The sequence below is a fragment of the Aeromicrobium endophyticum genome (assembly GCF_003586285.1).
Taxonomy (GTDB): domain Bacteria; phylum Actinomycetota; class Actinomycetes; order Propionibacteriales; family Nocardioidaceae; genus Aeromicrobium; species Aeromicrobium endophyticum.
This window is the reverse complement of the sequence record NZ_QUBR01000001.1, coordinates 748,029-773,705: the sequence shown is the minus strand read 5'-3', so window position 1 is coordinate 773,705 and position 25,677 is coordinate 748,029. Positions and strand designations below refer to the sequence as shown.

At 67.2% G+C, this 25,677-nt stretch carries 25 protein-coding genes; 11 read left to right on the top strand and 14 right to left on the bottom strand.

Annotation, left to right across the window (positions count from 1 at the left end; translation table 11 throughout):
- Positions 1-55: 55 nt before the first annotated feature.
- From DX116_RS03855 to DX116_RS19730, 3 genes are all read right to left on the bottom strand, one after another.
- Entirely contained in the window at positions 56-2,038 is a 1,983-nt protein-coding gene (locus DX116_RS03855) for an ATP-binding protein (RefSeq protein ID WP_119702858.1), read from the bottom strand.
- Entirely contained in the window at positions 2,035-2,676 is a 642-nt protein-coding gene (locus tag DX116_RS03850; RefSeq protein WP_199715921.1) for a hypothetical protein, read from the bottom strand. Before DX116_RS03850 ends, DX116_RS03855 begins: the two co-directional genes overlap by 4 nt.
- Before the next feature lie 193 nt (positions 2,677-2,869).
- Positions 2,870-3,844 (bottom strand): PIN domain-containing protein, encoded by a 975-nt coding sequence (locus DX116_RS19730; RefSeq protein ID WP_147393564.1) that lies wholly within the window; start codon positions 3,842-3,844, stop codon positions 2,870-2,872.
- A gap of 850 nt (positions 3,845-4,694) precedes the next feature.
- On the opposite strand from DX116_RS19730, the gene DX116_RS03840 reads away from it, so the two are divergent.
- Positions 4,695-5,860 (top strand): IS3 family transposase gene (locus DX116_RS03840; protein WP_119702856.1). Its coding sequence is split into 2 segments (ribosomal slippage): positions 4,695-4,979 and positions 4,982-5,860, totalling 1,164 coding nucleotides; the frame shifts between segments, so codons are not numbered across the junction.
- A gap of 325 nt (positions 5,861-6,185) precedes the next feature.
- Here DX116_RS03840 and DX116_RS03835 read toward each other — a convergent pair.
- From DX116_RS03835 to DX116_RS03830, 3 genes are all read right to left on the bottom strand, one after another.
- Complete coding sequence (locus DX116_RS03835; protein WP_119702855.1) at positions 6,186-6,659, bottom strand: GNAT family N-acetyltransferase; 474 nt, start codon at positions 6,657-6,659, stop codon at positions 6,186-6,188.
- Between the two features lie 842 nt (positions 6,660-7,501).
- Positions 7,502-8,029 carry a hypothetical protein gene (locus DX116_RS19725; protein ID WP_147393563.1) on the bottom strand — a complete coding sequence of 176 codons (528 nt, stop codon included), beginning with the start codon at positions 8,027-8,029 and terminating at the stop codon, positions 7,502-7,504.
- Positions 8,030-8,400: 371 nt separating this feature from the next.
- On the bottom strand, positions 8,401-8,892 hold the full coding sequence (locus DX116_RS03830; protein WP_119702854.1) for a polyketide cyclase: 492 nt from the start codon (positions 8,890-8,892) through the stop codon (positions 8,401-8,403).
- A gap of 97 nt (positions 8,893-8,989) precedes the next feature.
- Here DX116_RS03830 and DX116_RS03825 point away from each other — a divergent pair, with 97 nt between their 5' ends.
- A complete protein-coding gene (locus tag DX116_RS03825) occupies positions 8,990-9,988 on the top strand; it encodes a hypothetical protein (protein WP_119702853.1) in 999 nt (332 codons plus the stop codon).
- A gap of 38 nt (positions 9,989-10,026) precedes the next feature.
- On the opposite strand, the gene DX116_RS03820 is transcribed toward DX116_RS03825, so the two are convergent.
- Positions 10,027-10,710 (bottom strand): CPCC family cysteine-rich protein, encoded by a 684-nt coding sequence (locus DX116_RS03820; protein ID WP_147393562.1) that lies wholly within the window; start codon positions 10,708-10,710, stop codon positions 10,027-10,029.
- Positions 10,711-10,813: 103 nt separating this feature from the next.
- Complete coding sequence (locus tag DX116_RS03815; RefSeq protein WP_119702851.1) at positions 10,814-11,758, bottom strand: SDR family oxidoreductase; 945 nt, start codon at positions 11,756-11,758, stop codon at positions 10,814-10,816.
- A gap of 129 nt (positions 11,759-11,887) precedes the next feature.
- On the opposite strand from DX116_RS03815, the gene DX116_RS03810 reads away from it, so the two are divergent.
- The 4 genes from DX116_RS03810 to DX116_RS03795 all read left to right on the top strand — a co-directional run bounded on the left by DX116_RS03810 (position 11,888) and on the right by DX116_RS03795 (position 14,745).
- Positions 11,888-12,721, top strand: a complete 834-nt coding sequence (locus DX116_RS03810; protein ID WP_119702850.1) for a helix-turn-helix transcriptional regulator — start codon at positions 11,888-11,890, stop codon at positions 12,719-12,721.
- Between the two features lie 79 nt (positions 12,722-12,800).
- Positions 12,801-13,223 carry a hypothetical protein gene (locus DX116_RS03805; RefSeq protein WP_119702849.1) on the top strand — a complete coding sequence of 141 codons (423 nt, stop codon included), beginning with the start codon at positions 12,801-12,803 and terminating at the stop codon, positions 13,221-13,223.
- Positions 13,224-13,346: 123 nt separating this feature from the next.
- On the top strand, positions 13,347-14,180 hold the full coding sequence (locus tag DX116_RS03800; RefSeq protein WP_119702848.1) for an alpha/beta fold hydrolase: 834 nt from the start codon (positions 13,347-13,349) through the stop codon (positions 14,178-14,180).
- Positions 14,173-14,745: a TetR/AcrR family transcriptional regulator gene (locus DX116_RS03795; RefSeq protein ID WP_119702847.1), complete on the top strand. Its 573-nt coding sequence runs from the start codon at positions 14,173-14,175 to the stop codon at positions 14,743-14,745. The genes DX116_RS03800 and DX116_RS03795 overlap by 8 nt, the downstream gene beginning before the upstream one ends.
- Before the next feature lie 323 nt (positions 14,746-15,068).
- Here the strand turns inward: DX116_RS03795 and DX116_RS03785 are convergent, their stop codons facing one another.
- Positions 15,069-15,737 (bottom strand): AzlC family ABC transporter permease, encoded by a 669-nt coding sequence (locus tag DX116_RS03785; protein WP_119702846.1) that lies wholly within the window; start codon positions 15,735-15,737, stop codon positions 15,069-15,071.
- Between the two features lie 10 nt (positions 15,738-15,747).
- On the opposite strand from DX116_RS03785, the gene DX116_RS03780 reads away from it, so the two are divergent.
- The 3 genes from DX116_RS03780 to DX116_RS03770 all read left to right on the top strand — a co-directional run bounded on the left by DX116_RS03780 (position 15,748) and on the right by DX116_RS03770 (position 18,129).
- Complete coding sequence (locus tag DX116_RS03780; protein ID WP_233556554.1) at positions 15,748-16,353, top strand: XRE family transcriptional regulator; 606 nt, start codon at positions 15,748-15,750, stop codon at positions 16,351-16,353.
- Positions 16,354-16,458: 105 nt separating this feature from the next.
- The gene (locus DX116_RS03775) at positions 16,459-17,592 is read left to right on the top strand and encodes an HNH endonuclease signature motif containing protein (protein ID WP_119702845.1); all 1,134 of its coding nucleotides are present in this window, start codon (positions 16,459-16,461) and stop codon (positions 17,590-17,592) included.
- A gap of 156 nt (positions 17,593-17,748) precedes the next feature.
- Positions 17,749-18,129: a VOC family protein gene (locus DX116_RS03770; RefSeq protein ID WP_119702844.1), complete on the top strand. Its 381-nt coding sequence runs from the start codon at positions 17,749-17,751 to the stop codon at positions 18,127-18,129.
- Here the strand turns inward: DX116_RS03770 and DX116_RS03765 are convergent.
- Genes DX116_RS03765 through DX116_RS03755 form a run of 3 tightly spaced genes read right to left on the bottom strand, consistent with a single transcriptional unit; the run spans position 18,122 to position 21,566 of the window.
- On the bottom strand, positions 18,122-19,750 hold the full coding sequence (locus DX116_RS03765) for a long-chain-fatty-acid--CoA ligase (protein ID WP_119702843.1): 1,629 nt from the start codon (positions 19,748-19,750) through the stop codon (positions 18,122-18,124). The genes DX116_RS03770 and DX116_RS03765 overlap by 8 nt on opposite strands.
- Positions 19,750-20,799 (bottom strand): NAD(P)H-dependent amine dehydrogenase family protein, encoded by a 1,050-nt coding sequence (locus tag DX116_RS03760; RefSeq protein WP_119702842.1) that lies wholly within the window; start codon positions 20,797-20,799, stop codon positions 19,750-19,752. Before DX116_RS03760 ends, DX116_RS03765 begins: the two co-directional genes overlap by 1 nt.
- The gene (locus tag DX116_RS03755) at positions 20,796-21,566 is read right to left on the bottom strand and encodes an SDR family oxidoreductase (RefSeq protein WP_119702841.1); all 771 of its coding nucleotides are present in this window, start codon (positions 21,564-21,566) and stop codon (positions 20,796-20,798) included. The genes DX116_RS03760 and DX116_RS03755 overlap by 4 nt, the downstream gene beginning before the upstream one ends.
- Before the next feature lie 113 nt (positions 21,567-21,679).
- Between DX116_RS03755 and DX116_RS03750 the strand changes: the two genes are divergently transcribed.
- Together DX116_RS03750 and DX116_RS03745 are read left to right on the top strand one after the other, a co-directional pair.
- Entirely contained in the window at positions 21,680-23,431 is a 1,752-nt protein-coding gene (locus DX116_RS03750; RefSeq protein WP_119702840.1) for a class I adenylate-forming enzyme family protein, read from the top strand.
- Positions 23,432-23,436: 5 nt separating this feature from the next.
- On the top strand, positions 23,437-23,832 hold the full coding sequence (locus DX116_RS03745) for a nuclear transport factor 2 family protein (RefSeq protein ID WP_199716013.1): 396 nt from the start codon (positions 23,437-23,439) through the stop codon (positions 23,830-23,832).
- 6 nt (positions 23,833-23,838) lie between these two features.
- Here the strand turns inward: DX116_RS03745 and DX116_RS03740 are convergent, their stop codons facing one another.
- Entirely contained in the window at positions 23,839-24,696 is an 858-nt protein-coding gene (locus DX116_RS03740; RefSeq protein WP_119702838.1) for a crotonase/enoyl-CoA hydratase family protein, read from the bottom strand.
- Positions 24,693-25,658, bottom strand: a complete 966-nt coding sequence (locus DX116_RS03735) for an NAD(P)H-dependent flavin oxidoreductase (protein WP_119702837.1) — start codon at positions 25,656-25,658, stop codon at positions 24,693-24,695. Before DX116_RS03735 ends, DX116_RS03740 begins: the two co-directional genes overlap by 4 nt.
- Positions 25,659-25,677: the final 19 nt, after the last annotated feature.

Below are 25,677 nucleotides of genomic sequence, written 5' to 3'. Positions count from 1 at the left end.
TGATGTTCCTTCGGACCGCAGACAGGTACTTGGGAGGGGGCGGGCGGCGTGCGGGTCACCAGAGCGGAGTTCCGTCGACGCTTGCGTAAATGTGGTCTTCAGGAAGGTGGCCCTGCACAGCCCTCGGCTCGTCGGATGCGACGAGCACTTGGAGGGTGGGGAGTTCGTCCTTGAGGGAGTCGAGCTCGGTCAGGAGCGTGGATTCGGCTTCGACGGTGAGTTCGTCGCCGGGCGAGTCGAGGAGGATCAGCCCGGGGTGGCTTCCTACGCCTGAGCGGTGTCCTACACGCAGAAGCGCCGCGATGACGGCGACGCGGAGGCGGACGCGTTCGCCTCCGCTGAGGTTCTTGAAGGCTTCTTCGACACCGGCGGTGACGACACTCATGCCGCCGTTGCGGTTGAGTTCGACGGAGTCGAGGTTGTCGATGCCGAGCTTGCGGCCAATTGTGAGGATCTCGTCGTCGAGTTCGGTGAAAAGCTGGCCGGCCGCTTCTACCGTGACGTCCTTAAGCACTTCGAGCGCAGCTTCTAGGACTCGGACGGTTTCGCTGGGTTCGGAGGTGATTTGCCCATCCGGGAAGTTCTCAAGGCGCCCGCTGAGTCGAGACTGCTCAAGTTGGATCTGGAGTCGATCGGTGAACTCGTCGGCTTGGCTTGCGGTGGTGAGTTCGGCCGCAAGGGCGACGACTAGGTCGCGGGAGTCCGTTGCTGCATTCGAGGCGGCGGAGGCAGATTCCTTCGCTGCGTCCTCTGCTGTTTGGAGTGCTTCGAGGGCGTCGGCAGCGTCTTCGTTGTCGTCGGTGCCGTCGTCGTCGTGTTCCTTGCCACTTGGGATGTCCTTGGTGCAAACGGCGCATTCGTGATCGCTGAGTTCACGTTCGGTGCGTTTGGCCTCGAACTTCTGCTCGCATCGGGGGCAGTGGGCCGGGTTGAGGCCTTGGAAGAGGACTTCGGCAAGCTCTGTTTCGCGTTCGCGGCTGGCGCGGAGAACTTCTTCCTGTCGTGCTGCCCTGGCTTCCTCGTAGGTGCGCCCGGCCTCGCGGCTCTCAGCAATGGCGGTGTCGAGGTCCCGTTCTGCTTGACGCAATTCGGCGGAGACGACGGCAAAGGAGCGACCGGTCTCCGAGGGGAGGGCGTCTAGCTTGATGACGAGCGCGTCGAGTTCGGCCTGGATTGTGGCCCGTTCACCGGCGCGAGCGGTGGCGTCTTCGGTCGCTCGGCGGGCAATGTTGGCTTCGTCTTGGCGTTGGACACGTGTGAGGGTGTTGATGCGGATGTAGGTGCCCATTAGGGGGACGTTGCAGTACATCTGGAGGATGCGGGCAGGGAGGCCGGCGAACACAGTGTCGCCGAAGAGGAGGTCGGAGTTCCTGGGGAGATGGATGCCGCCGTAGTACGCGGGCCAGGTATTTGTTCGTGCTGCGCCTTGGTCGCTCCCCTTGTGCTTCTGGAAGTTGGTAATCGGGTCGAAGCCGAGGAGCGACATCATCGTTTCGTCCTGGAATGCGGCGAACTGATTCTCGGAGAGTCCGGAAGCGACGACGTTGACGACGGCCGGGTCAGCCTTTCCGGTGAGGTAGGAGCGCAGGGTTGTTGCGTCTGTGGCGCGGATGACGTCTGCGACGAAGCCGGTTTCCTCCCTAGTGAGAATGACGGCCATCGGGATGCCGTTGATGGCGTACTCGAGGGTGACGCGGTCGAACCAAGGTTGAACGTCGCTACGGAGGTCCCTGGGTTTGCCGCGCAATGCCCAGGTGACCAGTTCGAGGACAGATGACTTGCCGCGGAGGTTCTCGTTGGTGATGAACGCCGTCACCCCGTAGGAGAAGTCGATGGTTTTATCGAACGGTCCGTCCCATTCGGTGTTCGTTCGGGTGCCGTTGAACGTGAGTCGGGTGATGTCGATGGACCGATTTACCGGCGGAACGGGCACGAGAGAGACGCCTTGACCGGTGAGCACTTCTTCCACCTTGGTCAGGGACAGTCCGGCCTTCTCGGCGATGGTGGACTTCAGCTCGTCTTGGGTCGGAACGCTCATGCCTGCTGCCCTTCCAGGGTCGCCCTGATGTCAGCCAACCGGCGGCGTGCTCGGTTGGTGATGCTGGGGATGCGGACGCCGTGTTTGGTGTTGATGTACTCATCGACGAGGTACTGGCGGTCCTTGAGGGTGGTAGCGCCTTGACCGTCGGCGAGGAGCACTACAAGTGCCGCACGGGTGGAATACCAGGCGAGGTCGGGGTAGTCCTTGCGGATGCGGGCGGCAATGTCTTGTCCCGCTCGGGTCAGGTAGTAGTCGGTGCGGGTGACGTAGCCAGGTCGTCCCTTCTTGCGGCGGATGACAAGGTCGGCCTGCCGGAGTACGGACAGTGCGTCCTCAAGGTCTTCGTAGGCACCGAAGAGGTACCGGAGCATGGGATACCTACGAATCTCCGGCTCTTCGCTGTCGAGGATTTCACCTGCCATCTGGAGCAGCGAGGGATCCTGGTCGCCGTCCTCGTAGTCGTTGAGGAGTTCGTTGGCGAGGTAGTCAGGGTTTCGCACCCAAAAGTCGAGCTTCTGCAGGCGCACCTGCGTACGGACCACGCCGACAGCGGTTGCGAGCGGCGGGTCGGCGGCAGCCAAAGTTGTTCCATCGACAGGCTCGGCAGCCTGGTCGATCAGCATGAGGATGCGCACTGCATCTTGCATTCGCGTCGTAGGTTTGGACATCACTCGCTCTCTGTCGCACAAGATCACCTCGACGACGCCCCCGCGATCATCACAGTTGGATACATGAAACCAGAAGGTTCGCCGCTCGGGCGTCCACCAACACGGCCGTGCGCCGTTCCGCCGCGGTTCTAGCGATGTCCGTCGAGATCTCCGTGCGGAGTTAGACGGCGAGCTTCAGGCCACTGCGAGCGAGGACCTGCACTTGACTGAGGTACTCCTCTTCGTGGCGCATCAGGATGCCAAGTCGGACAGTTAGAGCGGCCTGTTCGGCGGGTGTCCACAGGAGGTCCAGGCGATAAATGGCGTCGATGGCCGTGAGTCGAGTCGTGCCGACCGTGCGGACCTGAACCTCCCTCACGTCGAGGAGGCTAGGTGTGACGTCGGCCGTCCTTTCACGGGGAGCCAGTCCTGGCGGTTCCCAGTCCCAAAGATCGCGCCGAAGGTCATGGTCAGGGTCGCCGCCTCCGTAAGAGGCGGTTTGCGCGATCGCATTGAGTACGTCATCGCTGCCGGCGACATCGGGGGCCGCGTCCGCGTGGGAGCTGAGTCGGTCGATGACCGCCGCCACTGAGGGTAGGTAGCGAAGGTTCGGCGGCGCTTCTGCCATCAGTTCGGCATGGAGCCCAGAGGTGTCCTCGTATCGGAAGGTGCGATCTGCGCTGACGAAGAATAATTGCGAAGGTGCGATGCGACGGGCCTGAGCTGTGGCCGTGAGCCAGATGACAACGTCGCGCCCTTCGCCTCCAGTGGTTGATGCGGGCCGGAGGCGGTTCACTTCCCGCCGGTGAGCTTCATCAGATGCGCCTTCGGGGCTTGGCAAGATGCCGAACACCTTCCGAAGGGCAGCATCTCGGTACTTCAAAGCCGTTGTGAGGTTCGGCATGTCGGTGCTGGTGCCCTGGACGACATCGACTCGCCCGAGCCAGGACGGTACGACGGTCAAGATTTTGTCCGTCGCACCGGCATCAAGGTGTTTCTGTACCGACCGACCGTAATTGGCCAGGTCCTCCTCGAGGACCAGTTGAGGAAGAGCCAACGGGTGACCGCACGCGGATGAGAGTCCGCGCAGCAGGCTGGCGTTGCACGAGGCACCAAAACCTTCGCCGCGCAGAGCGTTCGTGTCGAGAACTATCACGCCGGAAGCGTAGTTGCCCCGGTTTCCCCTAATGACGTGTGTCACTTGACCACTTCGCCTCGCACTACGCCGCAGGCAGCGCAGACTGGCGTCCGTCGTCCCACCTAGCCGCCAGAGAACTGCGTGCCTGCTAGCTCCTTGGCCGGGGGGCCTAGTTCAAGCCGTTGAGGTACTCGAGCATCGGTGCGTTGCCTCGAAGCCAACCTGCGGCGCCTGTCATGCCGACCCGCGGACTACCGAGCATTACGATCGGGCGCGCAACAATCCCGATCGTCACGGTGTCCACCTTCTCACGGCGTACGTCGCTGGTGTCTGAACGATGCCACCTCTTTGCGCCACTTGACGGAAGGGGATCTGATCGGCTCGTGGCGATCTGGAGGCCACTAATACACCCTTGACCACCTCGACGAAGACGCACCAAAGGGCCAACGGGCAGCGACAGTCGACTGTGTCATCATCGTCTGATGGAACTAGTAACGACGAAGGGGCCCCGGCATTGCCCGACGTGCAGTGCTGTGACCACCCACGACCTCATCACGAAGGTCCTGCCCGACGGTGGGTACGAGGAGGATTCGGTCTGTTGCGAGGACTGCGGGACACGCAGGCTGCCTGACCATCGCCCCCACGAGTGACGCAGCTGGCGTCGGCACGCCGCTAGGCATACTGCGCCCTTGCGGCGAAACACTGCGGTAGGGCCCAGCCTGCGGTGGCGAGAGTGTCGGCCGTTTCAACTAGTTTTACGGCATGGCGATGTTCATCACCGGAATCCATCATTGTCCGGATGGGACTGCTGCACGATCAGGTGACATCTGAACTGTGGTGCTGAGTGCGCCACTGGAAGGATGTTCATATGCCCAAGCCATTTCCCCGTGAGTTTCGCGAGGACGTTGTTCGTGTGGCCCGTAACCGTGAGTCAGGCCGGCGCCTGGCCGATATCGCCAAGGACTTCGGAATCAGCGAGACGTGCCTGTCGAACTGGTTGAGGACCGCTGACGTCGAGGACGGGATCAAGCCCGGCGTGACGAGAGAACAGAACGCTGAGCTGCGTGAAGCCAAGAAGCGGATCCGTCTGCTCGAGCAGGAGAACGAGGTGCTGCGCCGTGCAGCGGCGTATCTGTCCCAAGCCAATCTGCCGGGAAAAGGCTCTACCCACTCGTGAGCGACCTGGCCGGCGACAAGATCCCGGTCACCGTCAGCTGCCGCGTGCTGGGGCTGGCCCGCCAGCCTTACTACCGGTGGCTGGCCGAGCCAGTCACTGGCGGCGAGTGGGACGAAGCCCTGTTGTGGGATGCGATCTTCGACGCCCACCGAGACGACCCGGAATTCGGTTACCGCTTCGTCGTTGACGAGGTCCGCGCCGCCGGGTTCGCGGTGGCCGAGCGGACGGTGTGGAAGATCTGTTCCACCAACGGCTGGTGGTCGGTGTTCGGCAAGAAGCGCGGCCGCAACGGCAAGAAGCCCGGGCCACCGGTCCACGACGATCTCGTTGAACGGAACTTCACCGCCGACCAGCCCGATCAGCTGTGGCTGGCCGACATCACCGAGCATTGGACGGCCGAGGGCAAGCTGTATCTCTGCGCGATCAAAGACGTCTGGTCCAACCGGATCGTCGGCTACTCGATCGACTCACGGATGAAGTCCTCACTGGCCGTGGCGGCCTTGGAGAATGCCGTCAGGCGACGTGATGACGTGGCCGGCACGATCTGTCACAGCGACCGCGGAAGCCAGTTTCGATCCCGCAAATTCGTCCGCGCCCTCAATCGCCACGACATGGTCGGATCGATGGGCAAAGTCGGCGCCTGCGGCGACAACGCAGCCATGGAATCGTTCTTCGCGCTGCTGCAAAAGAACGTCCTCGACAGGCGCGCCTGGAGAACACGCGAGGAGCTCCGGATCGCGATCGTGACCTGGATCGAGCGGACCTATCACCGACGCCGAAGGCAAGCAGCCCTCGGACGTTTGACCCCCATCGAGTACGAGACCATCATGACCCCACAGGCAGCGTCTGCTGCCTAACCCGATCTGTCACCTGATCGTGCAGCAGTCCCTGCTCGGTTAAGGCTGTACTCTGCCGCGGCAATGATGTGGGTCCCGCTTTACCCACCGCCAAAGTCTGGTCTGAGGTCGTGTTCGATGCGGTCGTACTTTCCAATTGCCCGGTAGCGCTTCTGTCGTATCGGCGTCAGGGTGGATCAAACTCAGGGCTCGTCCGAGACTCTAGTGGGTCAGCTGCAGGCACTCGGGCCCTACGCAAAGAGTGTCGAAGACGCGACGCGTACTTACGTCATTCCGCCGCCAAAGACGCCCTCATTGAGGCGACCGCGGCGTGCCGAGCTCCGCGTCATCCATTCCACACATACAGCGGCATAGCTTTTGGTGCCTCCGGATGGGCACCCTCGTCCGCCTCCTGTAAATGCTCCTCCCAGCCGTGCTGCTTGCGCCAGAAGCCCTCAGCCTTCTCATTCTTGGCGAGTGCAATGATCGGGGCCCCGTATTCGGCGACAAGCAGTGCGAGCGCCTGGCCGCCGATTCCTCCTCCCCGGAGGCTGTCCTTCACAGCGATCAGGTCGATCTCGGTGACACCCCCTTCCCGCCGGTCCCAAGTGGGGTACGCCGACCCTGTTCGAGATCTCAACTTGATCTGGGCACGTGCTACCTCGCCATCGCCGTCCCGAACGAACGACGCGAACGCGACGGGACCAGCACACTGGCCAACCCACCATGTGCGGTCGAATGCTTCGGTATCCACGAATGGCTTCTCGACCCACTCGTGGCCCAAGGGGGTCCCATCGACGAAATTGAGAGTCAAGTTCACAGGAACATACTCCCAGGCTGCAGCAACGAGGTCGGTTAGTCACGGCTCGCATGCGACGGGCCACGGGTCGGTCGCCTTGCTGAGCGACGTGACCCCCGCGATCGAGATTCACGATTGAAGCCACAGTGGCGCAGTAAGTCACTGCCGACCCTCTGTAGTCATCCACCCAGATTTGGTTTGCGACGGATCAAGGCTGCCTTGCACGCCAGTTTCTGACGAGCCGCGCCATGTTGGCCTCAAGCGCCGCCGAGCCTACGCCGCCAGGGATGCTGTCGTCGAAACATTCACTCGATCGTCGAGCAAGCAATCTCATCAGGTTCGTTGCCCCCGTGGACGGGAAGGCCAAGGAAGACTTGGGATGACCAAGCTCCGTTGCCAGCCCAATAAAGCTTCGTCCAATGCCGATACCGGGTGATGCGGAGTAGTTTTTTGCCTCAACCGAGGCGATAACTCCAGACTTCCGCGGGTGCACGGTCCCGGTCCTGCTGCGCTGCGCTTCGCGTTCCTCGAGTATCGCGATGTCGCACTCGTGAGCGACCCCGGACTCGCCGACGACTTTCACACCTAGGTGGATTTCGCACCGTCGCCGAGTCGTAGCAAAGCGGACCTCCGCGTAGGTGAAATCGCCAATCCAAAGACTCCCTGGATGCCGGCGAAAGGTTGGAAGCGGTGCCCCATTCGCAGCCGTGGGCCCCCGAAGATCGACGCTAGTGGCTCCAGCAACTCTTGTGGCATCGGTCGCCAACACCCATAAGGCCGCTTCATAGAGATCAGAAGGTGCGGCAGATGCCTGGTACGTCGCACTGAGCATCCCAATTTGTGTCGTCAGGTGGTTGATCAAATCAGTTGTATTCATCTTCGCCGTCTAATGCAGCTAGGGCCGCGTCGATCGCTTCTCGATTGATGGGCTCACTCTCATAGCGAACATCGAAGAACGAACTTCGTGATCGACTATCGCTGCGCTCTTCGTCAAGAGGTACGTTTTGGGCGCTCGTCCGCTCGGTCCGAAACTCTTCGCCAGGGTTGATGAAAGTAAAGTGGTCTGCGCCGTACTCGCTGGCAAATCGAGACAGGATCCCAGCGGATCCGTTGTACGTGTCCGTCTCAACACTGATGGCGCGAACTAGCACCATCAGACGTTCCTCGGGCGTTAACTCCACAGACGCGAGGTCGGCGTCCGAAAGTTTCCCGAGACGCTGACTGGTCAGGTCGCGGTCTCGTCTTGCCTTCTCGCTGCCAAATATCTCGCTTGCGTTGAGTTCGCGCCCTCTCTCAACCTCAGCAATTACCTGTGCAGACAAACTAGGCAGCTCACTCTGAAGTTGGGCTAGCACGGTCTCGTACGCCACCTCCGCGTCAATTTCGGACACTAGACGCCCCTAATATGTTTGCCAGCGCGAAGTCGGATTGTAGCGCTACGCAGTCTACCTTTGTATAGGTTTCTAATTTAAAACGTCGCGCTGCGTAGTCTGTGACTAGACCAGCCGCAGAAGGATCCAGCCGAGCGGACGCGTTCGGCTCGACCGTATCGCGGTCGATGACTCGCGGTTGATGATCGGGGTCCTCACGCTTGAGTCGCCCCGTGGGCAATCACGCCCGCCAACCCTTGCGTCTTTGCCCGCTGAGAGAACCGGGCCACCAGATTGCACAGTGGAGACTCGCACTCGCAACGTTCTGCAAGGCAGGCAGTGAGGCGCGTCATTCCACCGCAAGTGACGTGACGCTTCCGCGATGCGTCGAGCTACCTCCATTCGGCGAGCTCCTTGAGGTGGAGAAGTTGCTTGCGCGCCATGACGAGGTCGCCGACTGCGAAGAGCGGTCCGAGGACGCGGCCGTTGCGGGCGGCGAGCTTCAGGAGGAGTCGGGTGGACTGGCCGGCGTCCACCAGGACGTATGACATGTACGCGCCGGCGAGCTTCGCCGTCAGGTGGACTCCGGCCTCGACGGACACGACCTTGCCGATCGGGCGTCCGGCGGTGGCGGTGAACGGGTCGCCAACCCGGGGGTCGGGCAGTCCTTGGAGCTCGCGGGGTGAGCGTCGTCCGAGGTTGTCGATCCAGTCGTACGAGTAGGGCGCCAGGCGGAGCTGGACGATCCACGGCCACACCGCGTCCGGAGGGGCGTCGACGGTGACTCCGCGCCAGGCCTGCCACGCGGGTTTGGGGACGAAGTCGTCGCACGGGTAGTGCAGGCGCGTCTCGGCGTCCGTCGCGCCCCAGCGGTCACCGATCATCTGTCGAGCGTAGGCGTGCCCCGTCCCCGTGTGCGGCTGAGATGGTGCGTACCGCAGCCCTATCTAAGCTGTCGCGACGCGAGTACGGTGGCGATCCATGAGGACGATCAAGGTCGGCCTCGTCGCCGATCCCGCATTCCCGTCCGAGGTCGCTCGCAGCCTGGGTGACCTCGACCCACCGCGCGAGGACGGTCATGACGCGTGGTCCGTCGAGATGGTCAGCGAGCCCTTCACGACGGGCAGCGAAGACGTCGAGACAGCGATGTCGCGCCTGCGTGACGCGGCCCGCCAGCACGAGTGGGACCTCGTGCTGGGGCTCACCGAGCTGCCGCTGCAGGACGTTGACGGTCGGCACCTCCTGGCCAAGACGGACGACGACCAGCGGGTGGCCGTGGTGTCGCTGCCCGCGCTCGGCGGTGTGCGGGTGCGCGCCCGTGCCCGCGGCGTCGTGCGATCGCTCGTCGAGGGGATGGCCGATCCGGACGCCGCGGTCGACAGTCGCGTCACCATCTCCCGAAGCGCCGCGCGGTGGCGGTTGCTGATGGGCATGGTGATCGCCAATCGTCCGTGGCTCCTGGTGCCCGGCCTCAAGTCCGCACTCGTGGCGGCGCTGGCCACGGGAGCGGTCGCCACCGTCAACTCGACCGTGTGGGAGCTCGCCGCGTCCCTCTCAACCTGGCGGCTCGTGGTGGCGACGGTGGTCTCGATCGCGCTGGTCGTGGGCTGGCTGATCATCGACGGCAACCTCTGGGACCGCCGCGACGACGACTCGGCCGAGGCTCGACAGAGATCTCGGCTCTACAACGCCTCGACGTTCGTGACGCTCACCGTCGGGGTGCTCATCTGCTACCTGGTGCTGTACGTGGTCAACGTCGTCTGGGCGTTCTTCGTGCTCGACCCCTCGGTGATGGCCGGCTCCGTGCGCTCACCGCTCGACCACAGCGACCTTTTTTTGCTCGCGTGGTTCGTGGCCTCGGCAGCGACGGTCGGGGGAGGGCTCGGGTCAGGCCTGGAGTCCGACGAGGCGATCCGCGCCGCGGCCTACTCCAAGCGCGAGGAGGAGCGCCGCAACCGCATCGCGGACGAGCAGGCCTAGGGGCTCCGCCTTCTAGCTGGCGGGCCAGGCCGCGCCGGTCACCTGGCGAACCCGAAGTGGATCGTGCCGGTGCGCACCTCGTGCCACCGCTGCCGGCAGGTGCGGGGCTGTGAGTAGCGAACCATCCACGAGAGAGTCCTCAGCAGGTGGCCGCGGTAGTAGTTCTCGTTCGTCATCAGGCGCGACTGAAGCTCCAGGTGAGCGGCCGACCACGGCACGCCATGTGTGTTGCTGATGTGTCGCAGCTGGCCCTTCACCTCGCGGTAGGGGAGGTCCGAGGCTCGTGCCTGCAGCGCCGCGACCGCCGCGTTGTACTCCTTCATCGGCCCTTTCGGATCGGCGGCGATCTCCTCGGCGACGCGACGGCGATCCGCTTCGTACTCCCTCTCGAACTCGGCATCGGCCTCATCTGCGCGTGCCACCAGCTCAGGGGTGCGCTCGAACGGTTGCCAGTCGGGGTCGCGGGCTTCCTGCTTCCGGGGCGCGCGGACGTTGCCCTCGCGCTGGTTGTAGGGACGATCATCAGACAGGTACGCGTGCTGGGCGTGGACGAGCGTCTGCCCGTTGGGGCCGCTGAACTCCCAGGGCTCGAGACCTTCGTCCTCCCAGCAGCACACAGGGCACAGGTCGTAGTCGCGTCGACCAGGCAAGGTCCGGTAGCCGCAGCACGGGCACGGGTGCATGGACACGATTCTGTCCCCCCAACCCTTATAACCCACCACCCGCCGACCGAGCGGGATCGGGGAAGACGGCCGGTGCCGCCTCGTCGGGCTCCTCGTCTCACGAGTGCGAGTGCAGCAGGCATCGCGGCCGTCCCCCGAGGCGTCAGGATGACGTCGGGAAGGACGTGCCGGTCATCTCCTCCGACAGAGCCCAGAGGCGCTCTGCGTCCTCGGCACTGCGGAAGGGCTTCCACAGCTTGTGCTCCCCGGGCCGTCCCGAGGTGTTGCCGAGCCCTTGCGGTCCGTAGAACCGACCGGCGCCCGTCGGCGCGGTGGACGCCATGAGGCCGGGCAGCGCCGCGCTGTCGACGGTGCCGACGAGCATGCCGCGCCTGGAGAGCCAGCGGATGACCCGGACCTCGCGGGTGTCCTCGGCCCTGCCCACCTCGGGGCGCGCGGCGAGCAGGCTGGTGGGGGCGACACCGGGGTGCGAGATGTTGCTGGTGATGCCCCAGGCAGCCTCCTTGCTTCGCCGGTCCAGCTCCAGCCCGAAGAGGCCGACAGCGATCTTCGACTGCTTGTAGGCGGGCATGACGTCGTAGGTCTGCTCCCAGTTCAGGTCGTCCCAGTTGAGGGAGCCGGAACGCGCGGCGACGCTGGTCTGTGACGTCACCCGGGCCTGCCCCGCCCTGAGCAACGGCAGGAGATGACTCGTGAGCGCGAAGTGCCCGAGGTGATTGGTGCCGAGCTGGATCTCGAATCCGTCAGCGGTGGTCTGACGCTGCGGTGGGCTCATGACGCCGGCGTTGTTCACCAGCAGGTGGATCGGTGCCCCCTCGGCGCGCAGCACCTCGCCGAGCTCTGCCACCGACGCGAGGGACGACAGATCGAGGTCGTGCGTCGTCACCTTCGCCTGGGGATGGTGCTCGCGGATCTGCTGCGCGGCCCGTTCGCCCTTGGCACGGTTGCGAACCGGCATCATCACCTCGGCGCCTGCCGCAGCCAGACGCGTCGCGATCGCGAGTCCGATGCCGTCGCTCGCGCCGGTCACCACCGCGCGACGGCCGGTGAGGTCAGGGACGGTGATGTCGACGTTCTTGCGTGGCATGGGCTGATTCCTTCGTCGTGTGGCGTGGCTCCGGACCGGAGCACGTGACGACCATCGCGCGTGTGTGGATCGTTATCCACGGCCTGACGATCCGTGGATAAACGACGCGCCGTCGGTCAGGATGGGCGCATGATCGATCGGGCCGGGCTGGCACAGTTCCTGCGCGCCAGGCGGGAGTCGTTGCAGCCGGAGGACGTCGGGATGCCTCGGGGGCAGCGTCGGCGGACCAGCGGTCTGCGGCGCGAAGAGGTCGCGGTGCTGTGTCACATGTCGACCGACTACTACGCGCGGCTCGAGCGCGAACGCGGCCCGCAACCGTCGGAGCAGATGATCGCGTCGATCGCGCAGGGCCTGCACATGACGCTGGACGAGCGGGACCACCTCTTCCGGCTCGCCGGCCATCGGCCCCCGGTCCGTGGCGTCGACAGCGACCATGTCAGCCCAGGCATGCTGCGGATCTTCGACCGGCTCGGTGACACTCCCGCCGAGATCGTCACGGAGCTGGGCGAGTCGCTGCGCCAGACACCGCTTGGTGCCGCGCTGGTCGGCGACATGAGTGAGCGCGTCGGACCGTCGCGGAGCCTCGGATATCGGTGGTTCACCGAGCCGAGTGCCCGCGAGCTACACCCGCCCGAGGACCACGACTTCTACTCGCGCATGTACGTCTCCGGCCTGCGCGCCATCGCAACCCTCCGTGGGCCTGGGTCGCGTGCCCAGCACCTGGTCGACCTCCTCGCGGAGTCCAACGTCGAGTTCCGCAGCCTGTGGAGCGAGCACCAGGTCGGCATCCGGCCCAAGACGGTCAAGCGGTACCAGCACCCGGCCGTGGGCCTGCTCGAGCTCAACTGCCAGATCCTGCAGGATCCCGAGCAGTCCCACTCGTTGCTCGTCTACACGGCCGAGCCCGGGTCGGAGAGCTACCAACGGCTCCAGCTGTTGTCAGTCGTGGGCGTCGGGGCCTGAAGGTCGTGGGTCGGCTGCTTCGCCGCACCCAGTAACCTCACCGATGGTCATCCCACCCGAGCGAGAGGTACCCCCACCCATGAAGAACGTGTTCACCGAAGGCGGTCACGACAACCTCCACGCGGCTCTCGTCGGTCTGGCCCTGGCGTTGTTCGTGGTCGGCATCCTTGCCGGCTTCCACCTGTTCATCAAGGGCAACTCGCGCGCGGCGGGGGCGGTGGCGTCGCTGGCGATCGCCGGAGCCGTGGTCTCGTTCATCTGCTCGACCGACGCCGTGCTGGTCGACTCGGACGCCCGGGTCGACGCCTTCGTCAGCGCTGCCAAGTCCTCGTACGGCGTACCTCTCACGCACGCGGATGGCGAGAAGGCCTACCGCGCCTACCGCTCGGGCGACGACAAGTTCGAGGCGAACATCCAGGGCAGCGAGTACCTTTTCGGCCTGTCGAAGAAGGGCGACAACCTCGTGCTGCTGATCCTCGGCGCCGAGCCCCGCACCAGCTGACGTTCGATCTGAACCACACGAAGGCCGGGATCTTCACGATCTCGGCCCTTCGTGATGGTACTGTCATTGATTGGCTAACTGTGTTAGCGTAAGGCTAAGAGAGTTAGCCAAGCGGAGGACGACATGACCGAGCACCTGACCATCGATGGCGGCACCCTCGCCTACGACCTGACCGGAACCACCGGCCCGCTGGTCGTGCTCGCGCACGGCATGGGCGACAGCCGCGAGGCCTACCGGTTCCTGACGCCGTTGCTGGTGGACGCGGGCTACCGCGTGGCGGCGGTCGACCTGCGCGGCTGCGGCGAGTCGAGCGTCGACTGGGCGTCGTACTCGCGCACCGACATCGCCGGCGACCTCGTCGCCCTGGTGCGGCACCTGGGTGGCCCGGCGGCGCTGGTCGGTCACTCGATCGCCGGCGGCGCCGTCACGATCGCGGCGGCAACCGCCCCCGAGCTGGTCACGGCTGCCGTCGAGCTCGCGCCCTTCACGCGCAAGCAGTCGGTCGGCCTGGGCGACCTCCGTTCAGCCCCCTTCCGCCGAGGCATGACCCGGTTGCTGGGGACGGCCGTGCTGGGCAGCACGAAGCAGTGGGCCAAGTACCTCGACCTCGCCTACCCCGGCATCAAGCCCGCCGATTGGGACGTGCGCCTGGCGCAGGTGACCGCGATGCTCGAGCAGCCCGGACGCATGAAGGTGCTGCAGAAGATGGGCAGGACCACCCCGATCGACGCCGGTGAGCAGCTGGCCAACGTCCGCTGCCCCGTGCTGGTGGTGCAGGGCAGCGCCGACCCCGACTGGGCCTCGCCGCTGGCCGAGGGCGAGGCGGTCGTCGCCGACCTGCCGGACGGACTCGGCCGGCTCGACGTCATCGACGGCGCCGGCCACTACCCCCACGTCCAGTACCCTGCCGAGGTGGCTGCCTCGATGCTGACGTTCCTGGAGGGCGTCCGTGCCTAGGGTCGGGCTCGACACCGACACGGTCGTCGCTGCTGGAGCCGACCTCGCCGACGAGATCGGCTTCGCCCACCTCACGATGGCCCGGCTGGCCGAACGGGTCGGCGTCCGCACCCCGTCGCTCTACAAGCACGTCGCCAGCCAGGACGACCTCGTCCGTCGCATCGCCGCACTCGGCATGAGTGGCGCCGGCGACGCGATCGGCTCAGCCATCCAGGGCCGCTCCGGTCGTGACGCCCTGAGCGCCGCGGCCCGCGCCCTGCGCGACTTCGTCCTGGCGCACCCCGGCCGCTACGCCGCCACGATCGGCCTCGAGCCCACCGGCCCGGACGACCCGCTCGCCGTCGCCGCCGTCAAGGGCATGGAGCCGTTCACCGCCGTGCTGCGCGGCTACGACATCGCGCCGGACGACATGACCCACGCTCTCCGTGCCCTCCGCAGCGCCTTCCACGGCTTCGCCACGATCGAGTCGGCCGGCGGCTTCCAGTGGTCGACGGGCACCGACGAGAGCTTCGAGTGGCTCGTCGACCTCATCGACACCGGTCTGCGCGCGAAGCCTGCGGGGTAGGCCCGGTCGGACGTCATCCGACGCCGAGGGCGCGAAGGATGGCGGTAGTGCCCGCTGCGACCACGACGACGACCACCAGTGGAGCGCGCAGCGCGGCGGCAGCCGTCCCGGCCGACACTCCCGCCACGCGAGCCCACCCAGCGAGATCGGCCCCGTCGTAGAGCATCGCCGTCGAGCCGACTCCAGCCAGCAGGGTGATGACCGCCAGGTTGCTCTAGTGCTCTGCCCGTGGCGAGATGTGGGTTCCGCCGAGCTGCACGCCGACGAGGCGGAACGCGAACGTGCCGGCGGCGAGGAGGAAGACTGCCAGGAGCAGATCGCTGTCAGGCACGCTTCTCTCCGTTCGTGCTGGCGGCGAGTCCGAGGAGGCTCAACACAGGTGCCAGGCCGGCCGCCACCACAGGTGTCGCCGCGATGGCGATGAGGGCTCCTGACGCCGCCGGCACCGCGCTCCTGCGGTTGACGAGGCCTAGCAGGATCGCCATGAAGACCGTCGGGAACGCGGCGTCGAGCCCCAGGCGGTCGGGGTCGGGCACGATGTGGCCGAGGAGTGCACCGACGGCAGCACCGGTCGGCCACGCCACGAGGATCGCGAAGCCGACGAGCCGGAACGCGCGCAGTCGCTCAGCCGGGTCGTGTTCCGCCATCGCGAAGGCGACGCTCTCGTCGTTGACGAGGTGCGCGTGCAGCGGCCGGGCCAGAGGGCCGCGGGGGAGGAAGGCACCGACGGAGAGGCCATAGAGGATATTCCGCACGTTCACGATGAGCGCTGCGCCAGCCGCCACGAGCGGCAGCCCGCCCGCGGCGATCACCGCGATGAACAACAGCTCGGCCGAGGCGCCGAGGGCTGTGACGGCTGTCAGCACGATGAGCCACCCCGGAACACCGGCAGCCGCGGCGGCCGTGCCGTAGGCGACGCCGACCACCGCGACGGCCGCGCCGATCGCCGCCGCGGCGGACGGGGATCCCGATGATCGTTGTGGTGAACGCATGGTCGTTATGGTGAACGCCGCGCCCGCGTTCTGTCAAACCGATCAAGCGTTCTGTATGGTGAACGTTGTGGACGACATGGCCGTCAGGATCGGCGCAGCGGTGCGCCGCGAGCGCTCGGGGCTGGGCCTGACCATCTCCGAGCTCGCCCGTCAGGCAGGGGTCTCGAAGGCGACGATCTCGCAGCTCGAGGCGGGCGTCGGCAATCCCAGCGTGGAGACGATGTGGGCGCTCGCGGGCGCCTTGGGAGTCCCGTTCGCCTACCTGGTCGATGAGCCCCCCAGTCCGTTGACGGTGATCCGGGCGGGTGACGCGCCCGGCATCGCCGCATCGGCCGGCAGCTACACGGCAGCGTTGCTCGCAGCCAGCCCTCCCCATGCCCGACGAGACCTCTATGTGGTCCACGCCGATCCGGGCGTCGTCAAGACGTCGGACCCTCACACCAGGGGCACCGTCGAGCACGTCGTCCTCATCGCCGGCTCTGCGCGAGTGGGACCGGTGGCGACGCCTGTCGAGCTGGCTCCGGGCGACTACGTCGCCTACGCGGGCGACGCGTCCCACGTCTTCGAAGCGCTGCAACCGCAGACGAGTGCCGTGCTGATATCGGAGATTCGGTGAGCGCCGACGAGACGTGACCGGCTGAGCATGACGTATTCGGGATGTTCTCCACAGCCTCTGATTGCAGTCAAAAGGGGTGTCGGTGGTGGTGTCTAGGTTGGATGTATGGCCACCACGACAACCGATCCGATCGACGTCTTGACCGACGTTGCGCGGGCTCGTGCGCGGGGTGAGTTTCGTGAGCTGGCGGCGATGCTGGAGTTCCGTGATGCCGAGCTGGAGCGGATCGAGGCCGAGGGTGAGTCGCCGGTGAGGCGGTTCTTCGAGCGGGGTGCGATCGCGTTGGCGGTCGGTGAGGCCATGGGGTTCAGCGAGGGGCAGGTGCAGCACCGGTTGTCGTTCGCCGACACGGTCCGCGACCAGTCACCGACCACGTGGGCTGCGTTCGGTGAGGGACGTGTCGATCTGGCGCGGGTGCGCGAGATCGGGCACACGATCGGTCAGCTGAAGCGGGCCGAGTCCGTGCACCGCCTGGATCGCCGGGTGGTCGAGTACGCGCAGACGCACACGGTGGCTGAGCTGCGGGCCTGGTTGAAGCAGTTCGTGCGGCGGGTCGAGGCCGATCTCGCAGTTGAGCGAGCCGAGGACGAGCGGGCCAAACGGCACGTGAGCTTTCAGCACGGTGATGACTCGATGGGATTCATGGGCGCCTACGCCCCTTCGCACGAGATCGCTGCTGTTGAAGACCGCATCCGCAAAGCCGCCCGCAGGCCTGTCGACGCCGATGATCAGCGCACGGTCGCCCAGCGTGAGGCCGACCTGCTGATGGCGTGGCTCCTTTCGACAAGCTCAAGGGGCGAGGGCGTGATCGACGCCAACATCGCCGTCACCGTCGACGCGGACGTGCTCGCGGGCGCGAACCCGGGGTTCGCGGAGTCCTCGGACGGGCGCTGGGGCGTCCCGGCCACCTGGATCGCCGATGTCGTCGGGTCGGGCAGCACCTTCTGGCACCGGATCGTGGTCGACCCGGTCGGCGACGACATCCTGGCTCACGAATACGTCGGCAGATTCGCGCCGGATGTCTTGAACATCGCCCTCAGATTCCTCTACGGAACGTGCCAAGGCCCCGGATGCATGGTCCCCGCAGAACGGTGCGACATCGACCACCGAACACCATTCCCCGAAGGCCCCACCCGGGGCGACAACCTCGGACCACTGTGCCGAAGACACCACACCTACAAAGGCCACGGCATCCTGCACTGGAGCACCAGACCCGAGCCGGCCACCCCGGCAGCCTGAACGACGACTTCCACCGCAGCGCGAGGTGGAGAGCTCGGCCGTGCCGACTCGCCGGCGACACGGTGGTGTCATTTGCTAGCGTCGGCAGTGAGGGCCACCGCGCCGACCCCACCGACGAGCACCGCCTCCGACGTGATCGCGAACAAGAGGTCTGTCATGTCCCACCCCACCCCCTCACCGGCGGCTCCTGGTCGCATCGCGGCGACCATCCCGGTCACGGACGTCGATCGCTCGCTCGAGTTCTACCGGAGGTTCCTCGGCCTGGAGGCCACGTTCGTCAACGGTCAGCCCGTGGGCTTCGCCATCGTGCGGAACGGGCCCGCCGAGCTGCACCTCACCCTGGTCAAGCAGCATCGTCCCGCAGCCCACAACGTCGCCCACGTGCTGGTGGACGATGCGACCGGCCTCTACGAGGCGATGGATGCGGCAGGCGTCCGGATCGTGAAGGGGCTGCGCGACGCCGACTACGGCCTGCGGGGCTTCGTGTTCTGCGACCCGGACGGGAACCGGATCGACGTGGGGCAGGCCCTCAGCTGAACTGCTCGCGCAGGCTCCGCTTCAGCAGCTTGCCGCTCGCGTTCAGCGGGAGGGCATCGACGAAGGCGACGGCGGTCGGGCACTTGTAGTGCGCGAGGCGCTCGCGGGCCCATGAGATCAGCTCGGCCTCGGTCACCTCGGCGTCCGGAGCCTTCACCACCACGGCGAGGGGCGATTCGCCCCAGCGCTCGGACGGGACGCCGACGACGGCGACCTGCGCGACGGCGGGATGCTCGGTCAGCAGGCTCTCGACCTCGGCGGGGAAGATGTTCTCGCCGCCGGAGACGATCATGTCCTTGATGCGGTCGTGCAGGTAGAGGTAGCCGTCAGCGTCGATCGAGCCGCCGTCGCCCGAGCGCAACCACCCGTCCGGGGTGATCGCGGCGTCCGTCGCCTCCTCGTTGCGCCAGTAGCGCTTCATGACGTGGGCGCCGCCGATCCACACCTCGCCGCGCTCGCCGACGGCCTTGTCCTCCAGCGTCACCGGGTCGACGATGCGGATCGGGATGTTCGGCATCGGACGTCCGACCGAGCGGAGTCGCTGTGCCGTCTCGGGCGTTGGACGGTGGTCGTCGGGGGTCAGCATCGTGACGCCGCCGGTCGACTCGGTCAGCCCATAGCTCTGCAAGAACTTGCAGCCCAGCAGCGCGGTGGCCTCGCGCAGCACGGGCTCGGGCATGGGCGACGAGCCGTAGACCATGTACTTCAGCGCCGACCAGTCCGCCGTCTGTGCCTCGGGGATCGCGATCAGGAACTGGATGACGGTCGGCACCGCGACGGCGTGCGTGACCTTCTCCTCTTGCAGGATCTGGCAGAGGTCGGCCGGCGACGTCGGGTTGCGCAGCAGCAGCGCGCTGCCGTTGACGTTGCTGACCAGCGCGAGCCCCAGGCCCGAGACGTGGAAGAACGGCACGGGCGCGAGCGCGATCGACGTGGTGTCGAGCTCGAGCACGTAGTGCATCGCCGCGATGGCCTTGCCGAGGTTGGGCCCGGTCAGCTCGATGCCCTTGGGGCGCCCGGTCGTGCCGGACGTGTAGAACATCAGCGCCGTCTCGTCGGGCCCGCGCGAGTAGCCGGGGTCGTCGTCGGAGACGCCGTCGAGCCACGCGTCGTACGCGACGCTGTGGGGGCCGGCCTCGACCGTCACGACCGTGCGGACGCTCGGCACCGCGGCAGCCGCCTCGGCGAGGCGCTCCTCGCCGCGTCCGAGCACCACGACCGCGGGCTCGCCGTTGCCGAGGATGTACTCGATCTCGGGCACCGCCAGACGGAAGTTGAGGGCCGTCGGCACGGCGCCCATCTTGGACGCGCCGTAGAGGACGGCGAGGAACGACGGCGCGTTCTCGCCGATGTAGGCCACCCGGTCGCCGGCCTGCACACCGTCGCGCAGCAGTGCCTGGCCGACGCGGCTGGCGTGCCGGTCGAGCTCGGCGAACGACGTCACCCCGGACGGCTGGATGATCGCGGGCAGGTCGGGCGTCGCCGCCGCGCGTCGTCGCGGGACGTCCTCGAGCCGCTCGACCCGCGAGCCGTCGGCGTGCAGGGCGTACTCGGGGTCGCGGTACTCCGGCGGGACGGGGACCGTGACCTGACCGACCTGCTCGTGCGTGGGAGTGCTCATCAGTCCTCCATCCTGAACGGCGCGAACACCGGCGGCTCGAAGATGCCGGGCGGCGCCTCGACGACCGGTCGGATGGCGCGCAGCGCGGGCCCGGCGGTGACGTACTGACCCGCGGTGGTGCGGCTGCCGGGCTCGTCCGGCTCGACCAGGTTGAGCGTCACGACCATCTCGGGCTTGCCGTAGAAGTGGATCGTCCACTCGTCGCGACCGGCGTACTCCGGCAGGTCGGGCTCCATGGTCCAGATGATCGCGAGCGTCAGGAACGGCTTGCCGCCGACCATCGCGTGCCAGCGCCACTCGGTGCTGCCGACCGTGCCGGCCGGGATGTGGCCGGCGGCGACCTCGAGGTCGCGGCTGGCGGGGACGACGCGGTGGTCGGGCACGACCTCGTCGTACGTGACGCCCATGCGCTCGCACATGAACGCGATGGTCTCGAGGTAGAGCGACGCGTACAGCGTCGGCAGCGGCCCCGACCCGTCGAGCTTGGCGGGGTCGGAGCCCATGCCCATGACGGTGAACGCGAAGTCGGGATCGGGCATCTTGCGGGCGTCGAGCACCTCGTCGATCGTGATGGCGTCGAGCTGCATCGAGGCGCCGGTCAGGCCCAGCGCGAGTCGCTCGCCGATGATGCCGGGGCTGACGCCGATGCCGAACAGCGTGCTGCCGCCCTCCTCGCACGCGTCGAGGAACATCCGCTCGCGCTTGCTGCCGTGAGCGCGCGGGAAGTGCTGGCCCGCGGTCGTGATGACGTTTATGCCGGCGCGCAGCAGCTTCGTGAGGTCGGCGTCGTGCTTCTCGTACGGCACCTGCAGGCGCGGCGCGTGCATCAGCACGTCGGGGCGCGTGGCGATCAGCTCGTCGACGTCGCGCGTCGCGACGACGCCCGTGGGGTCCCGGCGGGCGATGTCGCCGGCGTCGCGTCCGACCTTCTTGTCGCCGTAGACGTACAGGCCCACCAGCTCGAGGTCGGGACGGTCGATGATGCCGCGCAGGATCGTCTTGCCGACGGCTCCCGTCGCCCACTGCGCGACGCGGATGCGCTCGGTCATGCCTTGGTGCTCAGGTCGGACATGAACAGGAGCTTGCCGAGGCCGGTCTCGTACCGCACCGGGTCCATGGCCAGGCGGGCCCGCGACTCGACGGCCATCCGGTCGGTGTCGCACGTCCACTCGCCGCGCTCCATCGCCTTGAGGCCGGCCTTCGCGATGTCGAGCGGGTCCTCCTTCTTGCCCTCGACGTGCGAGGCCATGCGCGTGTCGACCGAGCCGACGATCAGCGACGTGCAGGTGATGCCGTCGGGCCCGAGCTCGGCGCGGGTGATGCCGCCGAGGTAGAGCGTGGCGGCCTTGGCGGGGGAGTAGCCCCCCATGAAGGCGGTCGGCGCGATGGCCGCGACCGACAGGACGTTGACGATCGAGCCGCCGCCGTTGGCCGCGATGACCGGGGCGAAGGCGCGGGTCAGGGCGAGCGGGGCGAAGTAGTTGACCTCCATCTCGCGGCGGGCGGCATCGGGATCGGTGGCCTTGACCAGCCGGTCCTGGGCGTGGAGCCCGGCGTTGTTGACCAGCACCGTGGCGTCGGTGCAGTGCGCGGCGGCCGCGGCGATGTCGTCGGCGCTGGTCACCTCGAGCGCGATGATCTCGGCGCCGGTCTGGCGCAGCTCGTCGGTGACGTCGTCGACGTCGCGCACGCCGGCGTAGACCTTGGCGGCGCCGCGGCTCAACGCCTCGCGCACGAAGGCGAGACCGATGCCGCGGTTGGCGCCGGTGACGACGACGACGGAGCCCTCGACGCGGGCCCCTCTCAGCTGACTCATGTGGTGCTCCGATCGAGGTCCTGCGGGGGTGGTCCGAGCGTTGACGACTCGCTCTGTTTACTGTAGTAATGTGTATCACACTGTTAACTGAAGTGTCACGAGGTGAGCACGAGATGGCAAGTACCCGCGGGCTGCATCCGGCCGACAAGGTCGAGGACTACACGTCGAGGGGATGGTGGACCGACGAGACCGTCGACCAGCTCTTCGCGCACCAGGTCGCCACGCGCGGCGACGAGCTCGCGATCGTCGACCCGGCCAACCGGCAGGCGCTCACCGGCGGCGCTCCGCGACGTCTCACCTGGAACGAGGTCGACGCCGAGGCGACGGCCCTCGCCGACCGGCTGCTCGGGCTCGGACTGAGGCGCGGCGACGTGCTCGGCGTCCAGATGCCCAATGCGATCGAGCTCGCCGAGGTCTACGTCGCGGCCTGGATGGTCGGCATCATCATCTCGCCGCTGCCGATGCAGTACCGCGAGAACGAGATCGTCGGCATGGCCAACCAGGCCGAGTTCGCGGCGTTCGTGACCGTCCCGACGTTCGGCGGCCGGTCGCCGGTCGCCGACGTGCACGACGCGCTCGACCGCCTGCCCTCGCTGAACTACCTGATCGCCTACGGCCCGGACGAGGAGGCGAGTGGCGGCCTTCCCGAGGGAGTGCTGAGCATCGCGCCCACCCCGGCCACGGCCGAGCAGCGCGACCGCGTCGCCGCCCGGATGGCCGCCGACCCGAACGACCCCAACGACTGCCTCACGATCTGCTGGACGTCGGGCACCGAGAGCGAGCCCAAGGGCGTCCCGCGGTGCCACTACGACTGGATCGCCGTCAGCTGGGCCACCGTCGAGCTGCCGTCGATCACCCACGACGACGTGCTGCTCAACCCGTTCCCGATGGTCAACATGGCCGGCATCAACGGGATGTTCCTGCCGTGGCTGCGCAGCGGGTCGGTGCTCGTCCAGCACCACCCGTTCGACCTGCCGACGTTCCTCGCGCAGATCGCCGACGAGAGGGTCACCTACACCGTCGCGCCGCCCGCCCTGCTGTGGACGCTCCTGCACAACGAGGCCCTGCTCGCCCAGACCGACCTCACGAGCCTGACCCGGCTGGGCTCCGGCTCCGTCCCGCTGCAGCCCGTCATGGTGCGCGGCTGGCAGGAGAAGTTCGGCATCGGCGTCATCAACTTCTTCGGCTCCAACGAGGGCATCGGCCTGCTGTCGAGCCCCGAGGACTTCCCCGATCCCGACGAGCGCGCCCAGTACTTCCCGCGGTACGGCACGCCCGGTGTCACGTGGTCGGGACGCATCGCCGACTGGATGCGGGTGCGCCTGGTCGACGTCGTCACCGGCGAGGACATCGAGGAGCCCGGACGCAGCGGAGAGCTCTACATCACCGGGCCGTCGGTGTTCGCCGGCTACCTGCACGGCGAGCGACGTCCGAGCCCGTTCGACGAGCAGGGCTACCTGAAGACCGGCGACCTGTTCGAGATCGCCGGCGACAAGAACCAGTACCTGCACTACCTCGACCGGGCCAAGGACCTCATCATCCGCGGCGGCATGAACATCGCCCCCGTCGAGCTCGAGGGCCTCATCGGCGACCACCCCGCGGTCGTCGACGTCGCCGTGATCGGCGACCCCGACGAGGTGCTGGGCGAGCGCATCGCCGCGATCGTCACGCTCGCGGCGGGCACCAGCCTGACGCTCGACGAGCTCGTCGAGTTCCTGCGGGCCAAGAAGATCGCGTCGTTCAAGCTGCCCGAGCGCCTGCAGGTGCTCGACGCGATGCCGCGCAACCCCGTCGGCAAGATCCTCAAGCGCGAGCTGCGCCTGACCACCCAGAGCCCGACCACCCCAGAAGGAGCCACCGCGTGAGCACCATGACCGACGACCAGAAGCTCGACCTCGCCCGCCGCATGTTCGAGGCTTGGGACACGATGGACTGGGACGGCGTCGTCGACATGTTCGCCGACGACGGGGTGCTGCACAGCGTCATGCAGGAGCCCGTGGTCGGCCGTGCCGCGATCGCCGAGCGCATGGCCATCCTCGGCAGCAAGGCCGAGCGCATCACGCTGCACATCAAGGCCCTCGGCATCATCGACGGGCGTGTGTTCGTCGAGCGGGTCGACGACTTCGACTTCGACGGCCACCACGGCGAGGTGCCGGTCGTCGGCATCCTGCGCATGGCCGACGGCACGATCACCGAGTGGCTCGAGTACTACGACCGCCCGACCCTGCTGGCCGGCATGGGCATCACCGACGACTTCGGCCACTGACGGCGGTCAGAACTCCGGCTCGGTCCACCAGGGGTAGGAGGCGGGGGCGTCGGCGGGGAGCGTGCCGGGGAACCGGGGCGGACGCTTCTCGAGGAACGAGGTGATGCCCTCGACGACGTCGGGGGTGGTGCCGAGCTCGTAGTTGAGGCGCGAGTCGACGCGGTGGGCGTCCATCGGGTGGTCCGTGCCGGCGAAGCGCCACAGCATCTGACGGATCATGCCGACCGCGACCGGCGAGGTGTTCTCGACGATCTCGCGCGCCAGCGCGTAGGCCGCCGGCAGCAGCTCGTCGGCGGGGTGGACGCTGCGCACCAGCCCGGCGTCGAGCGCCTCGGACGACGAGACCATGCGGCCGGTGTAGAACCACTCGGCAGCCTTCGACAGGCCGACCTTCTTGGGCAGGAACCACGTCGAGCACGCCTCGGGCACGATGCCGCGCTTGGCGAACACGAAGCCGAAACGGGCCGACTCCGCGGCCAGGATGAAGTCCATCGGCAGCAGCATCGTGGCGCCGAGGCCGGCCGCGACGCCGTTGACGGCGCCGATCACGGGCTTGGTCGACGCGAAGATGTTGAGGGTGATGAGGCCGCCGCCGTCGCGGAAGTCGTCGACCTCCTCGGCCCAGCCGCGCTCCTCGGCGTCGAGGGACTTCGATCCGCCCGAGAGGTCGGCACCGGCGCAGTAGGCCTTGCCGCGGCCGGTGACGACGACGGCGCGGACGTCGGGGTCGTCGTTGGTCTGGGCGAACACCGCGACCAGCTCGTCGACCATCAGGCTGGTGATCGAGTTGAGCTGCTCGGGCCGGTTCAGCTCGATCGTCGCGACGTGGTCGTCGACGGTGAGGACGAGCGTCTCGTAGGTCATGGTGCTCCTGGGGTGAGGGCGGCGAATCGGTCGCCCGCCGCACGGTACTCGCGCTCGAGCCGGTCGACGACGGCACGGACTGGCTCGATCTCGCGGATGGTCTGCAAGCCCTGCCCGGCGGCCCAGATGTCCTTCCACTTCTTGTTGGGCGATGCCGACGAGTCGTAGTTGCGCTCGGTCGGGGCTGTCATGTGGTCGGGGTCGAAGCCGTTGGCGACCAGGCTGGGGCGCAGCCACGACGCATCGGTGCCGGTGACGCCGGAGCTGACGACCAGGTCGTCCGGGCCGTGGTCGACGACCATCTGCTTGTAGGCCTCGGGCGCCAGGCTCTCGGTCGTCGGCAGGAAGCGGGTGCCCATGTAGACCAGGTCGGCGCCGGACGCGATCGCGCCCGCGACGCCGTAACCGTCGCTGATGCCACCGCCGACCGTCACGATGCCGTCGAAGAACTCGCGCACCGCCGAGACGAAGGCGAACGGCGACAGGTGCCCGGTGTGGCCGCCCGCTCCGCTCGACACGCAGGCCAGGCCGTCGACGCCCAGGCTCGCGGCCTTGTGGGCGAGCTTGAGGCTGACGACATCGGCCACGACGATGCCGCCGTAGCCCTTGACGACGTCCATGACCGGCGCCGGCGAGCCGAGGGCCGTGATGACGATGGGCGGCCGGTGCTCGGCCACGAGGGCGAGGTCGTCGGCCAGCCGCGCATTGGTGCGGTGGGTGACCAGGTTCAGGGCCCAGGGGGCGATGATCGCGCTCGGGTCCGAGTCGGCGGCGTTGCGCAGCGCGTCGTTGATCGTGCCCATCCACCGGTCGAGCTCGTCGGTGGTGCGGCAGTTGGGCGCCGGGAAGGAGCCGACCACGCCGGACGTGCACGCCGCGACGACGAGCTCGGTGCCGGAGATCAGGAACATGGGCGCCGCCACGACGGGCAGGCGGAGCGGCTGGATCGAGGGGCGGGTCATCGTGTCCTTCGGGAGGAGG

Bases quoted from the DNA above. Each gene is read 5' to 3' on its own strand.
- DX116_RS03800 (WP_119702848.1), top strand. From the start codon at position 13,347: ATGACCGAGCACCTGACCATCGATGGCGGCACCCTCGCCTACGACCTG.
- DX116_RS03765 (WP_119702843.1), bottom strand. From the start codon at position 19,750: ATGAGCACTCCCACGCACGAGCAGGTCGGTCAGGTCACGGTCCCCGTC.
- DX116_RS03760 (WP_119702842.1), bottom strand. From the start codon at position 20,799: ATGACCGAGCGCATCCGCGTCGCGCAGTGGGCGACGGGAGCCGTCGGC.
- DX116_RS03775 (WP_119702845.1), top strand. From the start codon at position 16,459: ATGGCCACCACGACAACCGATCCGATCGACGTCTTGACCGACGTTGCG.
- DX116_RS03745 (WP_199716013.1), top strand. From the start codon at position 23,437: ATGACCGACGACCAGAAGCTCGACCTCGCCCGCCGCATGTTCGAGGCT.
- DX116_RS03770 (WP_119702844.1), top strand. From the start codon at position 17,749: ATGTCCCACCCCACCCCCTCACCGGCGGCTCCTGGTCGCATCGCGGCG.
- DX116_RS03785 (WP_119702846.1), bottom strand. From the start codon at position 15,737: ATGCGTTCACCACAACGATCATCGGGATCCCCGTCCGCCGCGGCGGCG.
- DX116_RS03815 (WP_119702851.1), bottom strand. From the start codon at position 11,758: ATGCCACGCAAGAACGTCGACATCACCGTCCCTGACCTCACCGGCCGT.
- DX116_RS03735 (WP_119702837.1), bottom strand. From the start codon at position 25,658: ATGACCCGCCCCTCGATCCAGCCGCTCCGCCTGCCCGTCGTGGCGGCG.
- DX116_RS03830 (WP_119702854.1), bottom strand. From the start codon at position 8,892: ATGATCGGTGACCGCTGGGGCGCGACGGACGCCGAGACGCGCCTGCAC.
- DX116_RS03805 (WP_119702849.1), top strand. From the start codon at position 12,801: ATGAAGAACGTGTTCACCGAAGGCGGTCACGACAACCTCCACGCGGCT.
- DX116_RS03750 (WP_119702840.1), top strand. From the start codon at position 21,680: ATGGCAAGTACCCGCGGGCTGCATCCGGCCGACAAGGTCGAGGACTAC.
- DX116_RS03825 (WP_119702853.1), top strand. From the start codon at position 8,990: ATGAGGACGATCAAGGTCGGCCTCGTCGCCGATCCCGCATTCCCGTCC.
- DX116_RS03855 (WP_119702858.1), bottom strand. From the start codon at position 2,038: ATGAGCGTTCCGACCCAAGACGAGCTGAAGTCCACCATCGCCGAGAAG.
- DX116_RS03810 (WP_119702850.1), top strand. From the start codon at position 11,888: ATGATCGATCGGGCCGGGCTGGCACAGTTCCTGCGCGCCAGGCGGGAG.
- DX116_RS03740 (WP_119702838.1), bottom strand. From the start codon at position 24,696: ATGACCTACGAGACGCTCGTCCTCACCGTCGACGACCACGTCGCGACG.
- DX116_RS03755 (WP_119702841.1), bottom strand. From the start codon at position 21,566: ATGAGTCAGCTGAGAGGGGCCCGCGTCGAGGGCTCCGTCGTCGTCGTC.